Annotated in this window: 12 protein-coding genes; 10 read left to right on the forward strand and 2 right to left on the reverse strand. The window is 70.9% G+C overall.

Annotated elements, in window-relative coordinates; all coding sequences use genetic code 11:
* Window positions 1–3: 3 nt before the first annotated feature.
* Window positions 4–1,545 carry a purine-cytosine permease family protein gene (locus OG698_RS02855; protein WP_399976687.1) on the reverse strand — a complete coding sequence of 514 codons (1,542 nt, stop codon included), beginning with the start codon at window positions 1,543–1,545 and terminating at the stop codon, window positions 4–6.
* A gap of 159 nt (window positions 1,546–1,704) precedes the next feature.
* On the opposite strand from OG698_RS02855, the gene OG698_RS02860 reads away from it, so the two are divergent.
* From OG698_RS02860 to OG698_RS02890, 7 genes are all read left to right on the forward strand, one after another.
* Window positions 1,705–3,189, forward strand: a complete 1,485-nt coding sequence (locus OG698_RS02860) for a PucR family transcriptional regulator (RefSeq protein WP_406101207.1) — start codon at window positions 1,705–1,707, stop codon at window positions 3,187–3,189.
* A 188-nt stretch (window positions 3,190–3,377) separates the two neighbouring features.
* The gene (locus OG698_RS02865) at window positions 3,378–4,541 is read left to right on the forward strand and encodes a substrate-binding domain-containing protein (protein ID WP_406101208.1); all 1,164 of its coding nucleotides are present in this window, start codon (window positions 3,378–3,380) and stop codon (window positions 4,539–4,541) included.
* A 106-nt stretch (window positions 4,542–4,647) separates the two neighbouring features.
* Window positions 4,648–5,991 carry an ABC transporter substrate-binding protein gene (locus OG698_RS02870; protein ID WP_406101209.1) on the forward strand — a complete coding sequence of 448 codons (1,344 nt, stop codon included), beginning with the start codon at window positions 4,648–4,650 and terminating at the stop codon, window positions 5,989–5,991.
* A gap of 31 nt (window positions 5,992–6,022) precedes the next feature.
* On the forward strand, window positions 6,023–7,006 hold the full coding sequence (locus OG698_RS02875) for a carbohydrate ABC transporter permease (RefSeq protein ID WP_406101210.1): 984 nt from the start codon (window positions 6,023–6,025) through the stop codon (window positions 7,004–7,006).
* A complete protein-coding gene (locus tag OG698_RS02880) occupies window positions 7,003–7,875 on the forward strand; it encodes a carbohydrate ABC transporter permease (RefSeq protein ID WP_406101211.1) in 873 nt (290 codons plus the stop codon). Before OG698_RS02875 ends, OG698_RS02880 begins: the two co-directional genes overlap by 4 nt.
* A 23-nt stretch (window positions 7,876–7,898) precedes the next feature.
* Window positions 7,899–8,879: a hydroxyacid dehydrogenase gene (locus OG698_RS02885; RefSeq protein WP_406110797.1), complete on the forward strand. Its 981-nt coding sequence runs from the start codon at window positions 7,899–7,901 to the stop codon at window positions 8,877–8,879.
* Window positions 8,876–10,750, forward strand: coding sequence for a DUF2264 domain-containing protein (locus OG698_RS02890; RefSeq protein WP_406101212.1), 1,875 nt, complete (start codon window positions 8,876–8,878; stop codon window positions 10,748–10,750). The genes OG698_RS02885 and OG698_RS02890 overlap by 4 nt, the downstream gene beginning before the upstream one ends.
* A 79-nt stretch (window positions 10,751–10,829) precedes the next feature.
* On the opposite strand, the gene OG698_RS02895 is transcribed toward OG698_RS02890, so the two are convergent.
* Window positions 10,830–11,876, reverse strand: a complete 1,047-nt coding sequence (locus OG698_RS02895; RefSeq protein ID WP_406101213.1) for a LacI family DNA-binding transcriptional regulator — start codon at window positions 11,874–11,876, stop codon at window positions 10,830–10,832.
* Between the two features lie 181 nt (window positions 11,877–12,057).
* On the opposite strand from OG698_RS02895, the gene OG698_RS02900 reads away from it, so the two are divergent.
* The 3 genes from OG698_RS02900 to OG698_RS02910 are packed head-to-tail and all read left to right on the forward strand — an operon-like array spanning window position 12,058 to window position 14,848.
* On the forward strand, window positions 12,058–13,206 hold the full coding sequence (locus OG698_RS02900; protein ID WP_406101214.1) for a Gfo/Idh/MocA family protein: 1,149 nt from the start codon (window positions 12,058–12,060) through the stop codon (window positions 13,204–13,206).
* Entirely contained in the window at window positions 13,203–14,126 is a 924-nt protein-coding gene (locus tag OG698_RS02905) for a PmoA family protein (RefSeq protein WP_406101216.1), read from the forward strand. Before OG698_RS02900 ends, OG698_RS02905 begins: the two co-directional genes overlap by 4 nt.
* Window positions 14,120–14,848, forward strand: coding sequence for a cupin domain-containing protein (locus tag OG698_RS02910; RefSeq protein WP_406101217.1), 729 nt, complete (start codon window positions 14,120–14,122; stop codon window positions 14,846–14,848). The genes OG698_RS02905 and OG698_RS02910 overlap by 7 nt, the downstream gene beginning before the upstream one ends.
* Window positions 14,849–15,041: the final 193 nt, after the last annotated feature.

Genomic DNA, 15,041 nt, shown 5'->3' on the forward strand with positions numbered 1-15,041 from the left:
CCGTCACGCCCTTTCCGCGGCGGCGGCGACGGGCGCGGGAACGTCGTCGGTGATCGGCGGGACGGGCGTGTTCGAGGCGCGGACCAGGCGCGGCCCCTGCGGCCCGTAGACCTCGCGCGGCTCGGGGAAGAGCCACAGCAGGGCCAGGTAGAGGAGGGCGGCGACGCCCAGGCCCACCAGGAGCGAGAGGTCCACTCCGCCGGCCAGGTCGCCGAGCGGGCCGACGAACTGGCCGGGCAGGTTCACGAACATCAGGGCGAGGACCGCGGAGGTCAGCCACGCGCCCATGCCGCGCCAGTTCCAGCCGTGGGTGAACCAGTAACGGCCGCCCTTCTGGCGCCGGTTGAAGACCTGGAGCGAGTCGGGGTCGTACCAGCCGCGGCGGGTCAGCCAGCCGAGCATCATGATCACCATCCAAGGGGCGGTGCAGGTGATGATCAGCGTCGCGAACGTCGAGATGGACTGCGACAGGTTGGCCGCGAAGCGCCCCACGAAGATGAACCCGATCGACAGCACACCGACGAACAGCGTCGCCTGCACACGGCTGAACCGGGTGAACACGCTGGAGAAGTCGAGCCCGGTGCCGTAGAGCGAGGTGGTGCCGGTGGACATGCCGCCGATCAGCGCGAGCAGACACACGGGCAGGAAGTACCAGCCGGGCGCGATCGCGAGGAGCCCTCCGACGTAGTTCGACGCGCTCGGGTCCATGTACTTGGCCGCCTTCTCCGCGATGATCGAGGCGGTGGCGAGCCCGAAGAAGAAGGGCAGGATCGTGGCGATCTGCGAGGCGAACGCGGCCGTGACGACCCGGCGGTTCGAGGCCTGTGCCGGGATGTAGCGGGCCCAGTCGCCGAGGAAGGCGCCGAAGGACACCGGGTTGGACAGCACGATCAGGGCGGAGCCGATGAAGGCGGGCCAGAACCCGGCGGACGAGGCGGACGAGAACGACCCCTGGTAGCCCGGGTCGAAGTCCCCGGCGAAGGCGAAGAAGCCGAGGACGAACAGCGTGGACGCCGCCACCACCGCGATCTTGTTCACGAACAGCATGAACCGGAAGCCGTACACGCACACCGTCAGCACAAGCAGCGCGAACACGCCGTACGCCAGCGCGAACACGCCGTCGTTCTGCGGCACCCCCATCAGCCGGTGCGCGCCGCCGACCAGGGCGTCGCCGGAGGACCACACGGAGATCGAGAAGAACGCGACGGCGGTGAGCAGCGAAAGGAACGAGCCGACGATCCGGCCGTGCACACCCAGGTGGGCCGAGGACGACACGGCGTTGTTGGTGCCGTTGCGCGGGCCGAACACCGCGAGCGGCGCCAGGATCAGCGCACCGGCCACAAGGCCGAGCACGGTCGCTGCGAGACCCTGCCAGAACGAGAGGCCGAACAGGATGGGGAAGGCGCCCAGGACGCAGGTGGCGAAGGTGTTGGCGCCACCGAACGCGACCCGGAACAGGTCCAGGGGCTTGGCGGAGCGGTCCGAGTCAGGGATGCGTTCGACGCCGTACTGCTCCACCTCCGTCAGAGCCGGGGAATCACTCATTCGTCCTCCTTGGGAGCGAGCAGGTCGATCAGGTCGTCGGCGGACGCGACGGGCATTTTTCTTGCGCGACAGCGAAACATATGCAGGTGGTCGGGTGAGTGTGCACGGCAAGGGATTGCCACGGCAATCGGTGCAGGCACGAAGAGGTAGCCTCACTTTGTGGCTGAGCACAAAGAACACGGCACCGACCGGGTGGACCGGCAGCGGGTGACCGTCGCGGATCTGCTGTCCTACCCCGCGTTGCAGTTGCGCCTGGTCGCGGGCGCCGCGGGCCTGACCCGCCCGGTGTCGTGGGCGCATGTCAGCGAGCTGGACGACCCCACGCCCTGGCTCCTGGGCGCCGAGATGATCATGACGACGGGTCTCGCGATGCCGCGCTCGGCCGCCGGACAGCGGGCCTACCTGGAACGGCTCGACGACGCCGGGGTGGCCGCCCTGGCCGTCTCCGCCCAGCTGCACATGCCTCCGCTGCGCCAGGCGTTCCACGCCGCTGCCGAGGAGCGCGGCATGCCGGTTCTGGAAGTACCGCTCGCCGTCCCCTTCATCGCGGTCGCGCAGGAAGTCGCGGCCGCCGTCCAGGACGACGCCCGCCACCGGCTCGGCGCCCAGCTCGAGGTCTTCGGCGCCTTGCGCTGGCTCACCTCGGAGAACCTGGACACGGCCGAACTCTTCAGCCGCCTGGAGAACCTCTCCGGATACGCGATCTACCTGTGCACCCGGCAGGGCCGGCCCCTGCTGCCCGGCGTGCCCGCGCCGGACCCGGCCCTGCTGCCCCGCTCGGCGGACGCCCCGCCGACCATCCCCGGCGGATTCGCCCTTCCCGTACCCTCACCCGGCGGACCCGCCGGCTTCCTCATCGCCATCGCGCACGACGGCGCACGCCCGGCAGGCCTGGCCGTCGTGCAGCACATCGCCACCGTGGCCGCACTCCAACTCGCCATGGTCCGCACCGAACGCGAGACGCTGCGCCGCGAAGGCACCGAGATCCTTGCGGAGCTCCTGCAGGACGCGCTCGATCCGGCCGTCGCGAAGCGCCATCTGCTGCGCCACTCCATCAAGGGCGAGGCCGCCCTGGCGGTGGTCAGAGGCGTGACACAGCAGGCCGTACTGGAAGCGCTCCACGACGAGCCCTGCCTGCTCCTCAACCGGGGCGACGACCGCTACCTCTTCGGCTCGCCCCGGCTCGGCGACACGATCGCTGCCCTCCCGGGGGTGACGGCCGGCATGAGCCGCCCCGTCCGGCCCGGCGCCTCGCTGCGGGTCGCCCAGCGCGAGGCCCTGTGGGCCGCCTCCCACGCCGCGGCATCCGGCCGCCCCCTCGTCCGCTACGCCGACGACGCCACCGGCCGCTGGCTGCCCGACGACCCCGCCGCGCTCACAGCCCTCGTGGACCACGTGCTGGGCGACGCACTGCGCTACGACAGCAGCCACGGCTCCCGGCTGCTCCCCTCCGTGCGTACCTGGATGGAGCGCGACCGGCGCACGGACGAGGCCGCGACCGCGCTCCACATCCACCCCAACACCCTCTCCTACCGCCTCCGCCGCTTCAGCGAGCTCACGGGCCGCGATCTGTCCGCCACGGCGTCCTTCGCCGAGGTGTGGCTCGCGATCCGGGCGGCTGGGCAGTTGGGGCTTCTGGACTGATGGCCCCCGCCTGGTGAGCGCGACCGTGCGGCCCGGCTCCGGTCGGCGGATCCGCACACAGGGCAGCCCCGTCCACACCGGGTCCCTGCCGTCGAAGGGCTGACCTTCCCGCGCCCGCTGGTTATGCTGCCGCCGAAGCGTTCACGGAAGCGCTCAAACGAACAGCGGGTGTCGAGGGGGCCATCAGCATGCGTGAGCCGGTCGAACTCAGGCGGCAGCGGATTCTCGCCGTGGTGCAGTCGCGCGGGGCGACGCGGGTGAGCGATCTCGCCGCGGAGCTCGCCGTGTCGGTGGTGACGCTGCGCCGCGATGTCGAGGAACTCGCCAGGGAGGGCAAGCTGCGCCGTGGTCACGGCGTCGCCCGCCCGGTGCTGCCCGAGACGGAACGGGCCGCTGCCCCCGTCGAACCGATGGGCGACGGCGGCCCGGTCGCGGTCGTCGTTCCCGAACGCCACTCGTATCTCTACGAGGCGCTGCACGGCGCCCGGACCGCGTTCGAAGAGGCGGGGATCCGGATCGCGCTGCACATCGCGCCGGCTGTCGCGGGAGCCGAACAGCCCATCGTGGAACAGGCGTTGGCGGCCGGCGCGCGTGGCCTGCTCATCGCCCCGCGCTGGCGGAGTCGGGCCACGGAGGAGGCCGACTACACGTGGCTCGCCTCCCTGCCGGTGCCCGCGGTCGTGATGGAGCGCAGGCCACGGCGCGGCAGCGCGCTGCACGCCGTGGACACGGTCTGTACCGATCACTGGTACGGCATCCATCTCGCCGTCGAGCACCTCACGGGCCTCGGCCACCGGCGCATCGTGCTCGCCGCGAGGGACGACAGCCCCACTGCCCGCGCCCTGCGCGCGGCGTTCGTCGAGATCGCCGCGGACCATCCGGACGTCGACAAGTGGGCGGTGGCGCTCAGCTCGCCCGGGGCGGCTCCCGACCCGGCGGCGGAGGCGGCGGAGAATCCCATTGAACTCCCCGTGCTGCTGTCCGAGTTGGGGGCCACGGCAGCAGTGCTGCATGGTGACGTGGACGCGCTCATGCTGGTGCAGTCGCTGCGCGACGGCGGGGTGCGGGTCCCTCAGGACTGCTCCGTGATCGCGTACGACGACGTGGTCGCGGGTCTCGGCAGCACGCCGCTCTCGGCCGTCTCGCCGCCGAAGGCCGAGGTGGGCCGGGCGGCGGCGGAGTTGCTGCTGCGCCGGCTGGGCGGGCAGTCGTCGGCCTCGGGGGCGGGACCGGCGCGACGCCTGGAGCTGCTCCCCACTCTGCAGGTGCGCGGTTCGACTCAGGCCCCGCACACCGTGGAATCGCACGCATCCGACGCCACAGGAACCGGCGGCACAACTGCCGCCCCATAATGAGCGTTTGACCGTTTCATTTTCTTCTGATCGCTCTATTGACCAAGTCCGGTCAGCCGATCAGGATTCCCGTGACTCGAACACGCAGGAGCCGCGGGAGGCGCCCATGCCTGGTCGACAGAGCCGTCGATCGGTGCTCGCCGCGATCACCGCGCTGCCCCTGACGGGCGCCCTGAGCGCCTGCAGCGGGAACGACAGCGCGTCATCCGGGAGCAGCAGCAAGTCCGGTACCAAAGGCAAGACCACCATTACGTTCTGGTCCGCGCTCCGCGGCAGCCAGGAGGTGGTGGATGCGTTCAACAAGACTCACGACACCATCCAGGTCGCTTTCGAGCAGATACCGTCCGGCACCTCCGGCGGATATCTCAAGCTCAGCAACGCGGCTCGCGCGGGCAACGCGCCCGACGTCGCCACCATCGAGTACCCGCAGGTCCCGGGCTACGCGATCGACGGTGTGGCCCGGGACATCACGGACGTGATCAGCGACAAGCTCAAGGCCAAGCTGCTGCCGCAGGCGCTCGGACTGACGACGTTCGAGGGACGCACGTACAGCGTGCCCCTGGACGTCGAGCCGATGGTGCTGCACTACCGCAAGGACCTTTTCGACAAGTACGGCTTCGACGTCCCCACCACCTGGGACGAGTACACCGATCTGGCCCGCGCCGTGCGCCGGACCGGCGGCAAGCGCAAGGTGACCTTCTTCTCCACGGACATGGGCCAGTTCTCGGGCTGGTGCTGGGGGGCCGGTGCGCACTGGTTCGACACCTCGAAGGGCGCCTGGAACGTGTCGCTCGCCGACGCGCCCACACGCCGCGTGTCCCAGTACTGGCAGCGGCTCATCGACGAGGACCTTGTCTATGTCAATCCCCCCAACAGCCGCGAGGCCGACGCCCAGGTCGGCAACAGCCTCGTCCTCACCCGGCACAGCGGAGCCTGGGACGCGGGTGCGCAGATGAATGCGCGCCCCCAGCAGAAGGGACTGTGGCGGATCGCCCCGCAGCCCCAGTGGGACCCGGCGAAGCCGGCGCTCGGCACCCAGGGCGGCTCGACGTTCGCGATCACCAAGGACAGCAGGCACCCCGAGGCCGCCATGGAGTTCATCGAGTGGCAGGTCTCCAGCCCCGACGCGATCAAGGCCCGCCTGTCCAGCGGCGCGAGCAGCCAGTACCCGGCCGTGACCGAGCTGATCAAGGAGGGCCGTGCCGCCTTCGACCGCTCGTACTACGGCGGGCAGGACATCTACACGCTGTTCGAGAACGAGGCCCAGAAGATCAGCGACGGCTGGGTCTGGGGGCCCCGGATGACCGCGACCGGGCAGGTCATGTCGGACGCCTTCGCCCGGGCGGCGGCAGGCTCCGGAACGATCGAGTCCTCCATGCGCGCCGCGCAGGACGGAACGATGCCCGACCTCAAGGCGCTCGGCCTCAAGACCACCCAGCACTCCACGTGAGCCCTCGCATCCCGAAAGGCAGGTGAGTCCCATGACCGCGACAACCCATGTCCCCGCTACGGCGGCGGCTCCCCCGCGGGAGGCGGACGGCGCCCGGCGCAAGGCGCAGCGTGCGGCGGGGCGCCGCCGGGGCGGCGCCGCGGGCGTCCTGATGGCCCCGTTCTTCATCCTCCTCACGCTCGTCTTCCTGATCCCGGTCGCGACGGCGGTGTGGCTGAGCTTCTTCAGCGACGACCAGCCGGACCTCGGCTTCGGCCCGGAGCGCACGGTCTTCGTCGGCCTGCGCTCGTACGCCGCCGTGCTCACGGACCCGTCGTTCCTGTCCGGCCTCGGCACGGTCGCGCTGTACTGCGTGATCTACATCCCGGTGATGACCATCGGCTCGCTGGCGCTGGCGCTGCTGCTCGACTCAGGTCTCGTACGGCTCCGTTCCTGGGCCCAGTTGGGCCTGTTCCTGCCGCATGCGGTGCCCGGCATCATCGCCGCGCTGATTTGGCTGTACCTCTACACACCCGGCATCAGCCCGATCATCCAGTTGCTCGGCAAGGCCGACATCACCGTCAACTTCCTGGGCCTGCACACCGCGATTCCGTCGATCGTGAACATCGCGGTGTGGAGCAATCTCGGCTACAACATGGTCGTCTTCTACGCGGCCCTGCAAGCGGTCCCCCGGGAGGTCCTGGAGGCGTCCGTGGTCGACGGGGCGGGTCCGGTGCGCACCGCCCTCCAGGTGAAGGCACCGCTGGTGCGCTCCTCGATCGTCATGGTCGCGATGTTCACACTGATCTGGGCGCTGCAGCTGTTCACGGAACCGATGCTGCTGCGCGCGGGGTCGCAGGTCGTCGATGCCCGGTTCTCCCCGAGCATGTACATCTACGACGCGGCGTTCAGCCGTAACAACTACTCGCTCGCGGCCGCCGCGTCGGTGATCCTCCTCGTCATCACGATCGCCGTCTCCTACGGCGTCACCCGCTGGACCAACCGCGTCAACTCGGCCGAGGAGAACGCCCGATGACCACTGCCGAGCTGAGCAGGTCCGCCCTGCTGCGCCCCCGTCTGCTGGGCCGTACGACCGTCAACGTCGTCGTCGCGATCTCCGTCCTCTACACCATGCTGCCGGCGCTGTGGCTGGTGCTCGCCGCCGGCAAGTCCCGCGACGCGCTGTTCAGCAGCAACATCCTCTCCTTCAAGGACTTCTCGTTCGTCCAGAACGTCAAGGACCTGTTCGCGATGGACGGCGGCCTCTACAGCCGCTGGTACGGCAACAGCCTGCTGTACGCGGTGCTCGGCGCCGCGATCGGCGCGATGATCAGCGTCGCCTGTGGCTACGCCTTCGACAAGTACCACTTCCGGCACAAGGAGAAGCTGTTCGGCCTGGTGCTCGCGGCGGTCATGGTGCCGCAGACGGTGCTCGCGCTGCCGCTGTACCTGCTCGCGTCCGCGACCGGCGTCGTGAACACCTTCTGGTCGGTCTTCATCCCGGTCCTGTTCAACCCCTTCGGTGTGTACCTGGGCCGCATCTTCGCCCAGGGCTACGTGCCGAACGAAGTCCTGGAGGCGGCCCGCGTCGACGGCGCCGGTGAGCTGACGACGTACGTCCGTGTCTCCCTGCGGATGCTCGGCCCCGGCCTGATCACGGTCTTCCTCTTCCAGCTCACCGCGATCTGGAACAACTTCTTCCTGCCGATGGTGATGCTGTCCAACCAGAAGCTCTATCCCGTCAGCCTGGGCCTGTTCCAGTGGAACAGCCAGGCGACCGTCTCGCCCGAGTACTACCCGGTGGTGATCATGGGTTCGCTCCTCGCCGTCCTCCCTCTCGTCCTCGCGTTCATCTTCCTCCAGCGGTTCTGGCGGTCCGGCCTGACGGCGGGGGCGGTCAAGTGAGCAAGCCCCGCGTGGCGCTGGCCATGTCCCCCCAGGCCGCGGCGGCCGTCTTCACGCCGCGGTCCGTGGCCGCGCTCGCGGAGGTGTGCGATCTGGCGCCGCTGCCCGTACTGGACGACCTGACGACCGTACGGGCCAAGGATGTCCTCGCCGATGTCGAGGTGCTGGTCACCGGCTGGGGCTGCCTGCCGCTCGACGCGGACGTACTGGCATCGGCGCCGCACCTGAAGGCGGTGGTGCACGCGGCCGGCTCGGTGCGCGGGCATGTCACCGACGCCTGCTGGGAACAGGGCGTCGAGGTGTCCTCGGCCGCCGCGGCCAACGCGCTGCCGGTCGCGGAGTACACCCTCGCGATGATCCTGCTGCACGGCAAGAACGTCCTCGAACGGGCCCGCGACTTCCGGCGGACCCGTGCGCGCGACAACTGGCTGCTGACCACGCAAGAGGTGGGCAACTACCGCCGCACGGTGGGCCTGCTGTCCGCGTCCCTGATCGGCCGCCGGGTGATCGAGCTGCTGCGACCCTTCGACTTCGAGGTGCTGCTGCACGACCCGTACGTCACCGAGGCGGAGGCCGCCGAACTGGGCGTGGAGTGGGTGGAGCTGTCCGAACTCTTCGCGCGCAGCGACCTGTTGAGCGTCCATACGCCGCTGCTTCCGGCCACACGCGGCCTCGTCAGCCGGGAGCTGCTCAGCTCCATGCGGGCGGGGGCCACCCTCATCAACACCTCGCGCGGCGCCGTCGTCGACCAGGACGCACTCACCGACGTCGTGAGCACGGGCCGTGTCCGGGCGGTGCTCGACGTGACGGACCCCGAAGTCCTGCCCGCCGCTCACCCCCTGTGGGCCTGTCCGAACGCACTGATCACGCCCCACCTCGCAGGTTCCCAGGGCAACGAGTGGGAACGCCTCGCCGACACGGCCGTCGGCGAGGTGGCCCGGTGGGCCGCGGGCGACGGCTTCGCCCATCCCGTACGACGCGAAAGGCTGGCGTTCCTCGCATGACCATCCCGTTCGAACTGCCCGAAGACGACCGCGAGTTGAGTCCCCGGACGGGCTACACGCGCGCACACTGGGAGGCCGTCGCCGACGGGCTGCTCGGCGCCGCGTGGCGCTGGGCCACACCTGAGGGCGCCCTGCTCGACCTTCCGGGACGCCCCTCCGCGTCCGGGGACCGCTCGGACGGCCTCGAAGGCTTCGCCCGTACGTTCCTGGCGGCCGGTTTCCGGGTCGCGGGCGCCGGCGGAAAGGACCCGCGCGGCTGGCTTGAGCGGTACGCACAGGGCCTCACGGCGGGCACTCGGACGCCCGGCCGGGACGACGCCGAGTCATGGCCGCTGATCCTCGACCACCATGTGCAGGGCCAGCCGATGGTCGAGTCGGCGTCCGTGGCGCTCGGCCTGTCTCTGACCCGGCCGTGGCTGTGGGACCGGCTCGACGCCGATGTGCAGGACCGGGCGGAGAGCTGGCTGCGCGGCGCGATCAATCACACGCCCGCACCCAACAACTGGTACCTGTTCCCGTTCACGGTGGCGTCGTTCCTGGAGTCGGTCGGCCGCGGCGACGAGGCCACAACGCGCGCCATGGAGCGGGCACTCGGGCTGATGGAGACGTGGTACCGGGGCGACGGCTGGTATGCGGACGGCGACGGGCAGGCCTTCGACCACTACAACGGGTGGGCGCTGCACCTGTACCCGATGCTGCACGCGCACCTGTCCGGCGACACCGCGCTGGCCGCCCGGTTCGGGCCCCGTCTGCGTGAGCACCTCGAAGGGTTCTCGCTGCTCTTCGGCGCCGACGGGGCGCCGATCCACTTCGGGCGTTCGCTGACCTACCGGTTCGCGGCGTCGGCGGCCGTCGGCATCGGCGCCGTCACCGGCCACACTCCGCTGACGCCGGGCACGTCGCGCCGCCTCATCAGCGGGAGCCTGCGCTACTTCCTCGACCGGGGCGGGGTGACGGACGACGGGCTTTTGAGCCTGGGCTGGCACGGCCCGCATGACGCGACGTTGCAGACGTACTCGGGGCCGGCATCACCGTACTGGGCGTCGAAGGGGTTCGTGGCGCTGCTCGCGCCGGAGGACGATCCGCTGTGGACGGCGACCGAGGAGCCCGCGCCGAGCGAGGGCCCGGACCGGGTGCTCGCACTGCCCGCGCCGGGGCTGCTCGTCCAGTCGACGCGGGCCGACGGGATCGTACGGCTCCACAACCACGGCAGCGACCACGTCCGCCCGCACGAATCGGAGTCGGCCGCTCAGGACGACCCGCTGTACGGCCGTCACGCGTACTCGACGGCCACGGGCCCGACGTCCCGGACGAATGTCGCCGACAACCATCTTTCCATCGTGGTCGGCGGCGCGGCCAGCGTGCGGCGCCGGATCCGTCCGCTGGGCGCGGGCCAGGGTGACGGGTGGGGCTGGGCCGCGTCCTCGCACCTGCCGGTGTTCGCCTCGGGCCCGCCGATGGTGCCGGGGCTGCGCGTCGAGAGCGTGACCGTGGCCCGGGGCCGGTACGAGCTGCGGGTGCACCGGGTCGTGGGGGCACCGCACGGGGCGGGGGTCACGCTCACCGGGTGGGCCTCGGACGCCTTGAGTTCGCAGCTGCACGGCCTGTACGGGTGGGGCGAACGGGACGAGGTGCGGGCGCCGCAGGGCACGGCGTACGAGCGGTGGGTGCGGGTGCCGCGACTCTCCGGCGAGGCCGAGGGAACGGCGGTTTTCGTGGCGCTGGCGTCGTTGAGCGCCGACGAGCCCAGCGCTCCGCTCAGCGACGTGGTGTCCGACGTGCGGTTCGGCGAGGGGGAGTTGCGCGTGCTGTGGGCCGATGGTCCACAGACCGCCGTGACCTTCGAGCCGGTGCGCGTCACCCATGGGTGAGGCCCGTTCCCGAACCGCCGGTCCGCGTCCTTGATGCCTGCGGCCCGCGCGTGCGGGCCGCAGGCCGGGCGCCGGTCCGTCAGGCGGCGGGCAGCGGCTGCCGCTCACCGCTCGTGGATTCCCGCACCTCCAGCCAGTAGGGGGCCACGTGCACCTCGAACGGCGGGGCATCGTCCGCGCGAATGCGGGTCGCCAGGCACTTCACGGCCAGGGAGGCGATCGCGGCCTTGTCAGGAACCACCGAGGTGAGAGACGGCGTGCCGTACAGCGCCTCCGCGGAGCCATCGATACTCGCCAAGGCGATGTCCCGGGGGATGTGCAATCCCGCTTCGAACGCGGCCCGTCGGGCTCCTACGGCCAGCAGGTCGCTGAAGCAGAACACCGCGTCGGGCCGCACATCCGCCGGCAGCGCTGTCAGGGTGCGCATCGCCAGGAGCCCGTCACGGCGGTCGAACTCCTTGACCAGCGGCGCAAGCCTGGGGTCGTAGGTCAACCCTGCTTCGTGCAGCGCCAGTTGGAACCCTGCCAGGCGCTGGCGGCTGGTCGCGGACTCCGGTCGGTCGACACCGATCGCGGCGATCCGGGTGCGGCCGAGACCGGCCAGGTGCGCGGTGGCCTCGCGAGCCGCGGCGACGTTGTCGATCAGGACGTGGTCTGCGACTACGCGATCGCGTTCGTAGCTGCGCTCGCCGAGCAGCACCAGGGGGAACTCGTCGGCCACGGAGGCGAGTTCGTCGGGTGAGACGTGCAGCGGCGACAGGATCACGCCGTCCAGCAACGACGCGCCGACACCCGTGGCCAGACGCAGCTCCTCGCCGGCGTCCCCCAGGGTCTCCTCGATCAGGACGGTGAAGCCCAGCGCCGCCGCCTCTGTTCTCACGTGGTGTGCGAGCTCCGCGAAGTAGGGCGTCGCGAGGTCCGGGACCGCCAGCGCGATCAGGCCGCTGCGCCCGGTTCTGAGTCTTCGCGCCGACGGATTGGGCCGGTAGCCGAGTTCCGCCACTGCGCGCATCACCCGTGTCCGCGTCGCCTCGGACACCTTCGGGGCGTCACGTACAACGTTGGACACGGTCTTGATCGACACCCCCGCGCGCTCCGCCACGTCTTTGAGTGTCACTGCTGCCATTCGATCGCCCCCCGCACGCGAAGTTCCCCCAGATTATGCACCCGTGAGCACGGATCACCGGGGTTCCCGCCGTCGGCAAACTCTTTCCGACGAGGGGGTTGACCCTGCGGATACGTGGCAGTTACAACGTTGGAACGACCTCGCAGCAAGCGCTTGCCGTCCGTCTCTCGAGAGGGTTCCCATGTCTCCAGATCGTCCCCACCGTCCGCTCCGCGCGGCCGTCGTCGGAGCGGGTGGTATCGCGCGGTCCAGCCATCTGCCGGCCTTGCAGAAGCTGGCCACGGAAGGGGAGACGGACGTCGTGGCCGTGGTGGACGTGGACGACACCGCCGTACGTGCCTTCGCCGACGCGTTCCAGATTCCCTACGCGTCCACGGATCTCGACGCGATGCTCGCCGAAGTACGCCCGGATCTCGTCGTGTTGTGCACCCCGCCCGCCGTGCACCGTGAACAGTCCGTCGCGGCGCTACGAGCCGGTGCCTGGGTCTGGTGCGAGAAGCCGCCATGCCCGTCTCTGGCCGACTACGACGCCGTCGAGGCGGCCGAGAAGGGCGGCGACGGGGACCCGTACGCGTCGATCGTCTTCCAGCACCGCTTCGGCTCCGGCGCCCGGCACATCCGCCGGCTGCTGCGCGAGGGCGCGTTCGGCCGGCCGCTGGTGGCGCACTGCCAGACCACCTGGTACCGGGACACCGCCTACTACGCCGTGCCGTGGCGCGGCCGTTGGGCGACCGAGGGCGGCGGCCCGGCGATGGGTCACGGCATCCATCAGACGGATCTGCTGCTCGATCTGATGGGGCCGTGGACCGAGGTGCGCGGCATGGCCGCGCGGCTCGTGCACGACGTGGAGACCGAGGACGTGTCCACCGCGCAGATCCGGTTCGCCGACGGTGCCGTCGGCACGGTCGTCAACAGCGTGCTGAGCCCCGACGAGGTCAGCCGCATCCGCATCGACTGCGAACTCGCGACGATCGAGCTGACGCACCTGTACGGCTACCGCAACGCCGACTGGCGCATCACGCCCGCTCCCGGCGTCCCCGAGGAGACCGTCGCCGGCTGGCACGACTTCGGCGAGGACGAGCCCAGCTCGCACCTCGCCCAACTGCGGGCGCTCGTCGCCGACATCAAGGCCGGACGACGCCACGCCACCAGCGGCGCGGGCGGACGCCAGACGCTCGAGTTCATCACCGCTCTGTACAAGTCCGCGTTCACCGACGTGCCCGTCCGCGCCGGTGACATAGCCCCTGGCGACCCCTACTACACCGCCCTGCACGGCGACGCCCAGGGATGGGCGCCTGCCGGCCCCCACCAGGAGGAGGACCCCGCATGACGCTCGCACTGACCCACGCCCACGGCGACCGCATCACCGTCGCCCACGCGGCCACCGGCACCGAGCTGTTCGCCTACGTGTACCGTCCCGAAGCCGCATGGGAGGCCCCCAAGCCGTACCTGCACCCGATCCGCACCCTCTCCGGCGCGGTCGTCACCGACTACCGCCCCAACGACCACCGTTGGCACAAGGGACTGCAGCTGACGGCCTCTCACCTGTCGGGCCAGAACCTGTGGGGCGGCAACACCTACGTGCACGGCGACGGATACCTCGCCCAGCCCGAGAAGGTCGGCTCGATGGCCCACGTCGCCTTCGAGGAGGTCTCCGCCACGGACGGCCGCGCCGTCATCGCCGAGCGTCTGACCTGGCACCCGCACACCGAGGAACTGTGGGCCGACGAGGAACGCCGCATCGAGGTGCGCGACGTGGACGCGGATTCCGGCAGCTGGTCGCTCACGTGGACCTCGGCCGTCACCAACCGGCGCGACGAACCGCTGCACTTCGGCAGCCCCACCACCCATGGCCGTCCCGCGGCCGGATACACCGGCCTGTTCTGGCGCGGGCCGCGGGCCTTCCGCGACGGGCGGGTCTTCACCGCCGAAGCGGACGGCGGAGATCTGATGGGCAGTCAAGCACCCTGGCTGGCGTACGTCGGTGAGCACGACGGGCGCGACGGTCACGCCACCCTTGTCTTCGAGCACGCCACCGCCAACGACCACGCGGGCGACAAGGGAACGCACCCCGCTCACTGGTTCGTGCGCAGCGACCCGTTCGCCGCGGTGGCGCCGTCCTGGGCCTTCCACGAGGAACTCGTCCTCGCGCCGGGCGACACCCTTACCCGTAGCTACCGCGTGACGATCGCCGACGGCGCCTGGGACCGCGAGCAGGTCGCCGCGCACCTGCGGGGGCACGCGTGGTGAGCGCGACGTACGACGGCTTCCCGGCGGCGGTGGGTGTGTCCCACCTGACGGTCTACGACTGGCCCACGGTCGACGGGCTGCCCGGCGGCGGCACCCCGCATCTGCACCTCACGTGCAGCGAGGGATACGTGGTGACGGCCGGGCGTGGCACCGTGCAGACCCTGACCACGTCCGGCTACCAGGAGACACCTCTGGAGCCGGGCACCGTGGCCTGGTTCACGCCGGGCACGATCCATCGACTCACCAATGCCGGCGGCCTGCAGATCACCGTCGTGATGCAGAACAGCGGCCTGCCCGAAGCGGGCGACGCGGTGCTCACCCTCCCCCAGGACCTCCTCACCGACGCCGAGACCTACGCGACCGCGATCCGTATCCCCACCGACGTCCCGGAAGCCCGGCAGGTGGAGGTCGCCCGCGCCCGCCGCGATCTGGCGACCCGCCGGTTCCTGGAACTGCGCGAAGCCACCGAGGGCGGCGATCCGGAACCGCTGGCGGCGTTCCAGCGGGCCGCCACCGAGTTGATCCGCCCGCGCCTCGACGCCTGGGAGCAGCGCTGGCAGGACGGCGCACATGCCGCCGCGGCGGCGACCGGGTCCCAACTCGGCGCTCTGCGTGCGAAGGACGCCGGACACCTGGCCCGGGCCAGGGTCACCGCGACCGGGCCCACCGCCCGGGGACGCTTCGGCATGTGCGGCCGACTGGACGTCTACCTCGGCATCTGACGACCGGCCTCGCGGCTGGTCACCACCCCGCCCAGCTCACACCCTGCCGCGAGGCTGGTCACCACCCCGCCCATCTCCCACCGGCCACGAGGCTGGTCACTACCCCGTGTCCATCTGCCTCCGGCCACGAGGCTGGTCACCACCCCGCCCAGCTCACACCCCCGCCGCGAGGCTGGTCACCACCCCGCCCATC

This window comes from Streptomyces sp. NBC_01003, assembly GCF_045162695.1.
In the GTDB taxonomy this organism is placed as follows: domain Bacteria; phylum Actinomycetota; class Actinomycetes; order Streptomycetales; family Streptomycetaceae; genus Streptomyces.